This window comes from Nocardia sp. NPDC058705 (assembly GCF_042749305.1).
In the GTDB taxonomy this organism is placed as follows: domain Bacteria; phylum Actinomycetota; class Actinomycetes; order Mycobacteriales; family Mycobacteriaceae; genus Nocardia.
The window spans coordinates 22,216-28,708 of the sequence record NZ_JBHYRN010000046.1 but is presented as its reverse complement, the minus strand read 5'-3'; the positions used below and the strand labels follow the sequence as shown (position 1 = coordinate 28,708).

Annotated in this window: 5 protein-coding genes; all 5 read right to left on the bottom strand. The window is 65.7% G+C overall.

Annotation, left to right across the window (positions count from 1 at the left end; genetic code table 11):
• Positions 1 to 188 precede the first annotated feature (188 nt).
• On the bottom strand, positions 189 to 1,487 hold the full coding sequence (gene tgt / locus ACFW6D_RS30885) for a tRNA guanosine(34) transglycosylase Tgt (protein WP_379333967.1): 1,299 nt from the start codon (positions 1,485 to 1,487) through the stop codon (positions 189 to 191).
• A gap of 19 nt (positions 1,488 to 1,506) precedes the next feature.
• A complete protein-coding gene (locus ACFW6D_RS30880) occupies positions 1,507 to 3,411 on the bottom strand; it encodes an ABC transporter ATP-binding protein (RefSeq protein WP_379333965.1) in 1,905 nt (634 codons plus the stop codon).
• Positions 3,408 to 5,141, bottom strand: coding sequence for an ABC transporter ATP-binding protein (locus ACFW6D_RS30875; RefSeq protein WP_379333963.1), 1,734 nt, complete (start codon positions 5,139 to 5,141; stop codon positions 3,408 to 3,410). The genes ACFW6D_RS30880 and ACFW6D_RS30875 overlap by 4 nt, the downstream gene beginning before the upstream one ends.
• Before the next feature lie 84 nt (positions 5,142 to 5,225).
• Positions 5,226 to 5,702: an RrF2 family transcriptional regulator gene (locus ACFW6D_RS30870; protein WP_379333961.1), complete on the bottom strand. Its 477-nt coding sequence runs from the start codon at positions 5,700 to 5,702 to the stop codon at positions 5,226 to 5,228.
• A 9-nt stretch (positions 5,703 to 5,711) separates the two neighbouring features.
• Positions 5,712 to 6,305, bottom strand: coding sequence for a TetR/AcrR family transcriptional regulator (locus ACFW6D_RS30865; protein ID WP_379333959.1), 594 nt, complete (start codon positions 6,303 to 6,305; stop codon positions 5,712 to 5,714).
• Positions 6,306 to 6,493: the final 188 nt, after the last annotated feature.

Here is a 6,493-nt window from a genome sequence, read left to right as displayed (position 1 = left end):
CTTCGGGGTGGTCCGGGTCGGGCAGGCCTCGCTCGCGCTGTCCTCCCCCACCCCCACCCCCCCCCCCGGCGCGGCCCCCAGGGGGCCGCGCTCGAGCGCGCCAGCGCTCCAATAAACACAGCGTCAAACCACCCGGGACCACCCAAACCCCGGGCTCTGCCACACAACCTCACCCAGAACAACCACCCTTACTCCCCCGGCACCTTGATCCGCCCCCGCCACTGCCCGAGGAACTCCTTCTTGAACTCGTCGAAGTACCCACCCTCGATACTGGCTCTGATCCGATCGACGAGCCGAATCGTGAAGCGCTCGTTGTGAATCGTGCACAGCGTCGCCGAGAGCATCTCCTTGGCCTTGAACAGGTGATGCAGGTAGGCGCGGGTGTAGTTGGCGCAGGTGTAGCAGTCGCAGTTCTCGTCGATCGGGGTGAAATCGCGCTTGAATCGGGCGGTGTTGATATTGAACCGGCCCTCGTCGACGTAGATCGCCGCGTTGCGCGCCACCCGTGACGGGTTCACACAGTCGAACGTGTCCGCCCCGTTCTCGATCGCGGTGAACATGTCCTCTGGCTCGCTGATCCCCAGCATGTGGCGTGGTTTCGCCTCGGGCAGCTCGTCACAGCACCAGCCGACGATGGTCCCGAGATTGTGCTTCTCGAGCGCCCCACCGATGCCGTAACCGTCGAATTCCGTTCCGCCACTTCCCCGGATCGTCTCCAGTTCACGACAAGCCTTGCGCCGCAGGTCTTCGTACTGCGCGCCCTGGATCACCGCGAACAGGGCCTGATACGGCCGATGACTGCGCACGGCGGTGAGCCGTTCGTGTTCGTCGATGCACCGCTGCGCCCACTCGTGCGTGCGCTGCAGCGACTTCTCCTGGTAGCCACGGGTATTCATCAGGGTGGTGAGCTCGTCGAAGGCGAACATGATGTCGGCGCCCAGCTGATGCTGGATCCCCATCGACACCTCGGGCGTGAACCGGTGCTTCGAACCGTCCAGATGCGAGCGGAAGGTGACCCCGTCATCGTCGACCGTCGCCAATCGTTCCTTGCCCGCGGCGATCACCTGATCGGACCGGACCCCGACGGCCTCCATCGCGAGGACCTTTTTGAACCCGACCCCCAGCGACATCACCTGGAACCCGCCGCTGTCGGTGAAGGTGGGCCCCGGCCAGTTCATGAACTTCCCGAGCCCACCGGCCTCGTCCACCACGTCCGAACCGGGCTGCAGGTACAGGTGGTAGGCGTTGGCCAGCAGCGCCTGCGCCCCGATCTCGCGCATGGTCTCCGGCAACACGGCCTTCACCGACGCCTTCGTCCCCACGGGAATGAAAGCGGGCGTAGCGATCTCGCCGTGCGGGGTCGAGATCACCCCGGTACGACCGTGCCGACCCCCGTCCAGTCGGGTGCCTACATCAAAGGAGAACTCGCTGCGATCAGCCACCCGTCCATGTTGCCAGGCCCTCCATGACGCGCCTGAACTGGGCATTGTGCGGACTGCCCAGGCTTTACTGAGCCGCTGCGAACTGGGCGTTGTACAGGTTGTAGTACGCCCCGCGCTCGGCGAGCAGTCGCTCGTGCGTCCCGTGTTCGACGATGCGGCCGGAGTCCATCACCACGATCAGATCCGCGTCCCGGATCGTCGAAAGCCGATGCGCGATCACGAAACTGGTGCGATCGCGACGCAGCGCCGCGGTGGCGTGCTGGACCAGCGACTCGGTGCGGGTGTCGACCGAGCTGGTCGCCTCGTCCAGGATCAGGATCGACGGCTTGGCCAGGAACGCGCGCGCGATCGTGATCAGCTGCTTCTCGCCCGCGCTCACCCCGCCACCCTCTTCGTCGATGACCGTGTCGTAGCCGTCGGGCAGCGAGTGCACGAACCGGTCGACATAGGCAGCCCGCGCGGCGGCGAGGATGTCTTCCTCGGACGCGGATGGATTGCCGTAGGCGATGTTCTCGCGGATGGTGCCCTTGAACAGCCAGGTGTCCTGCAGCACCATGCCGATCCGGGAGCGCAGGTGGTCGCGGGTGATCGTGGTGATGTCGACGTCGTCGATCGCGATGGTGCCCGCGTCGAGTTCGTAGAAGCGCATCAGCAGGTTCACCAGTGTGGTCTTTCCCGCGCCGGTCGGGCCGACGATGGCGACCACATGACCGGGATCGGCCACCAGCGAAAGCCGTTCGATCACAGGCGTTTCCGGGTCGTAGCCGAAGGACACCGCCTCGAACTCCACCCGCCCGCGATCCACCGGACGCGCGTTCTCGACCAGCGGATCGGGGCTCTGCTCCTCGGCGTCGAGGATCTCGAAGATCCGCTCCGCCGAGGCCACGCCGGACTGCAGCAGGTTGGCCATCGCGCCGATCTGGGTGAGCGGCTGGCTGAACTGGCGCGAGTACTGGATGAACGCCTGCACATCGCCGAGCGACAGGTTGCCGGTGGCCACCCGCAGTCCGCCGACCAGCGCGATGAACACGAAGTTCACGTTCCCGAGGAACATGATGGCGGGCATGATCAGGCCGGAGATGAACTGCGCCTTGAAGCTCGCGTCGTAGAGCTGGTTGTTGCGCTTGTCGAATTCCTCGCCGACCTCGCGGCCGCGGCCGAACGCGGTGATGATCTCGTGGCCGGTGTAGGCCTCTTCCACCGAGGAGTTCACCTCACCGGTGAATTTCCACTGGTTGACGAAGTGCGGCTTGGATCGCTTGGCGATCTGCGCGGTGACCACGATCGCGGCGGGCACGGTGAGCAGCGCGATCAGCGCCAGCAGCGGCGAGATCCAGAACATCATGATCAGGATGCCGACCACGGTGAACAGCGAGACCAGCAGCTGGCTCATTGTCTGCTGCAGGCTCTGCGAGACATTGTCGACGTCGTTGGTGACGCGGCTGAGCACGTCACCGCGCGGTGCGGTGTCGAAGTAGCGCAGCGGCAGCCGGTGCAGCTTCTGCTCCACTTCGTCGCGCAGGCGCTTCACGGTCCGGTTGATGACGATATTGAGCAGGTAGCCCTGCAGCCAACCGAACAACGACGCGGCCACATAGAGCGCAAGCACCAGCATCAGCACGCGACCGACGGCGTCGAAGTCGACTCCGGTTCCCGGGATGACGTTCATCGCCGAGAGCATGTCGGCGCGGGTGGTCTCGCCCTGCCTGCGCAGCAGTTCGACAGTCTGGTCCTTGGTGAGACCGGGTTCGAGCTGCTTGCCGACGAAGCCGTCGAACACCAGGTTCGTCGCCTTGCCGAGCAACCACGGGCCGAGCGTGTTCAGTACGACGGAGGTGATCACCAGTGCGACGATCACGCCGACGGTGAACTTCTCGGGAGCCAGCCTGCTCAGCAGTCGTTTCAGCGACGGTTTGAACGATTTGGCCTTCGTCCCCGGTGCTCCGGGAACGGGTCCACCTGGCCTCATCTGGCTTCCTCCGCGCTCAGCTGGGACTCGACGATCTCGCGGTACTCCGAGCAGCGCTGCATCAAGTGGTCATGGGTTCCGATTCCGACCATCACGCCGTCCTCGAGGACGACGATCTGGTCGGCGTCGCGAATGGTCTGGATCCGCTGGGCCACGATGATCACCGACGCATCGGCCGTTTCCGGCTTCAGCGCGGCGCGCAGCCGGGCGTCGGTGGCCACGTCGAGCGCGGAGAAAGAGTCGTCGAACAGGAAGACGCGAGGCTGCCGCACCAGCGCGCGGGCGATGCACAGACGTTGGCGCTGACCGCCGGACACCGTGGTGCCACCTTGGGCCACCGGGGTGTCGAGACCCTGCGGCATCTCGCGCACGAAATCGGCCGCCTGGGCGACCTCGAGCGCGTGCCAGAGTTCGTCGTCGGTGGCGTCGGGTTTGCCGTAGCGCAGGTTGGTGGCGATGGTTCCCGAGAACAGGTACGCCTTCTGCGGCACCAATCCGATTCCGTTACGCAGCGATTCGAGGTCGAGGTGGCGCACATCGGTGCCGCCGACGTAGACCGCACCGTCGGTGACGTCGATCAGCCGCGGGATCAGGTTGATCAGCGTGGTCTTGCCCGAGCCGGTCGAACCGACAACGGCGGTGGTGGTGCCGGGCGTGGCTGTGAACCGGATGCCGCGCAGCACCGGCTTCTCCGCACCGGGGTAGGCGAATTCCGCGAACTGCATATCGACCGTGGCCGGATCACCCTTGAAGGGTTGCGGCAGCCGGGGCGGGCGCACCGAGGACTCGGTTTCGAGCACCGCCCCGATCCGATCGGCGGACACGGCGGCACGCGGTGCCATCATCGCCAGGAACGAGGCCATCATGACGGCCATCAAGATCTGCATGACGTAGGACAGCATCGCGGTGAGCGAGCCGATCTGCATCGTGCCGTTGTCCACATGGTGTCCGCCGAACCAGATCACCCCGACGGCGGTCAGATTGCTGATCAACATCACGGTCGGGAACATCAGCGCCATCAGCTTGCCCACGCGCAGCGAAGCGTCGGTGAGCGAGGTGTTGGCCATCCCGAAGCGCCAGATCTCCTGACGCTCCCGCACGAACGCGCGCACCACCCGGATACCGGTGATCTGCTCGCGCAACACCCGGTTGACCCCGTCGATACGCTCCTGCATCTGCCGGAACCCCGGCACCATCCTGGCCACGATCGTGCCCATCGCCAGAGCCAGCGCGGGCACCGCGATCAACAGCAACCACGACAGTCCGAGATCCTCGCGCAGCGCCATGATCACGCCGCCGACGCACATGATCGGCGCCATCACCAGGATCGTCACCGACATGACGATGAGCAGCTGGACCTGCTGGATGTCGTTGGTGGAGCGGGTGATCAGCGAGGGCGCGCCGAACATTCCGACCTCCCTGGCCGAGAACGTCTCCACCCGGTGCAGCACACCACCGCGCATGTCGCGGCCCGCACCCATCGCCGCCTGCGCGCCGAAGTACACCGACGCCGCCGAGGCCACGATCTGCACGCAGCTCACCGCGAGCATCCACAGTCCGGTGGTCCAGATGTATCCGATATCGCCCTTGGTGACGCCGTCGTCGATCAGGTCGGCGTTGAGGCTGGGCAGGTACAGCATCGCGATAACCGAGATCAGCTGGAGGACCAGCACAGCCGCCAATTGCGGCCGGTAGGGGGTGAGGTAGGTCCTCAGCAGGGTGATCAACATGATGGATCGAAGGCTACCCCGCGCAGGTCACCGCTGCCCCGCGGTTTTACCCACCCTGTGGATAACTCGAAGCCTGTGGATAACTCAGGTCCCGGCCGGTGTGCGCGGCTCGCGTCGCACCCATGCGCCCGGGTCAGCGACCAATTCGCCGATGAAACCGGGCAGTCGGTCGGCGGCGATATCGGCGATCGAAACGTTATCCAGCACCGCTCGGATGTTCACCCGCAGCGCGATCCACACCTGCTGCAACGGCTCGGCCGCACCGGGATAACGCACGTCCTCCGGCCGCTGCCCGCGCACCGAAGCCAGCGGCGATTCCACCGCGCGGATCACATCGGCCACCGAGATCTCCGTGGCGGGCCGACCGAGGCGATACCCGCCGTCGGGCCCGCGCCTGCTCAGCACAAGTTCGGCGCGACGCAGTTCGGCCAGCACCGTTTCGAGCACTTTCGGCGGGATCTGCGCGGCGGCGGCGATGACCTCGGACTTGACGACGCCATCGGCCGCGGCGAGCTCGAGCAGCGTTCGCACCGCGTAATCGACTCGGGCGGTGATATGCACGTGTCGAACCTACGCGGTCCCGCATGCGGTGAGCACACAGGTTGCCGCGTCGAGGAGGGTCTTCTCGACCACTTCGTCGGTGGCACCTGGCGCCAGCTCCGACGACAGCAGCGCCACCCCGAGCACCTCGATGGCCGCGGCGGCCCGCAGGGTCGAGGCCTGGGTCGGGTCGGGTCCGGCCAGCCACAGCCGCAGCTCACGGGTGGGTTCCATCAGATCGGGATAGCGATCGGCGATGGCGTTGACGATGGCCGCGGTGTCGCGCACACACAGCGCGCCTGCGTCGCGGTGGCGGATCATGCCGCGCAGATAGGTGCGCAGGACCGCGCGGATTCCCTCGTCGTCATAGGGCACGGCCTCGATGTCTTCGACGATGTCGCGCATGTGGTCGATGATCGGATCGATGATCGCGAGGAGCAGATCGAGCTTCGACGCGTAGTGGTAGTAGAGCGATGCCTTGGTGATTCCCACCACATCCGCGACTTCGCGCAGGCTCGTCTGCTCGAATCCTTTGGCGGCGAAAAGTGCGACCGCGGCGTCGCGGATCGCCTGTTTGGTGCCCCCACCTGCGGTGACGGTGTCGGTGATGTCTCGGGCGGGCATGGCGCCAATCCTCCCATGATTCGGTGTGACGGATTCGGCGCCCCCAAAATTGAGGTTGCTCCTCCACTTACTCTCTCGGTAGTCTACCTACCGCACGGTAGGCAGAAAACGATGTTGTGGAGGCGGGCCCGAGGGGTGGCCCGTATGTGCTGTCTACGAGCCCTTATCCCACCCGTTCTTCGCGCTAG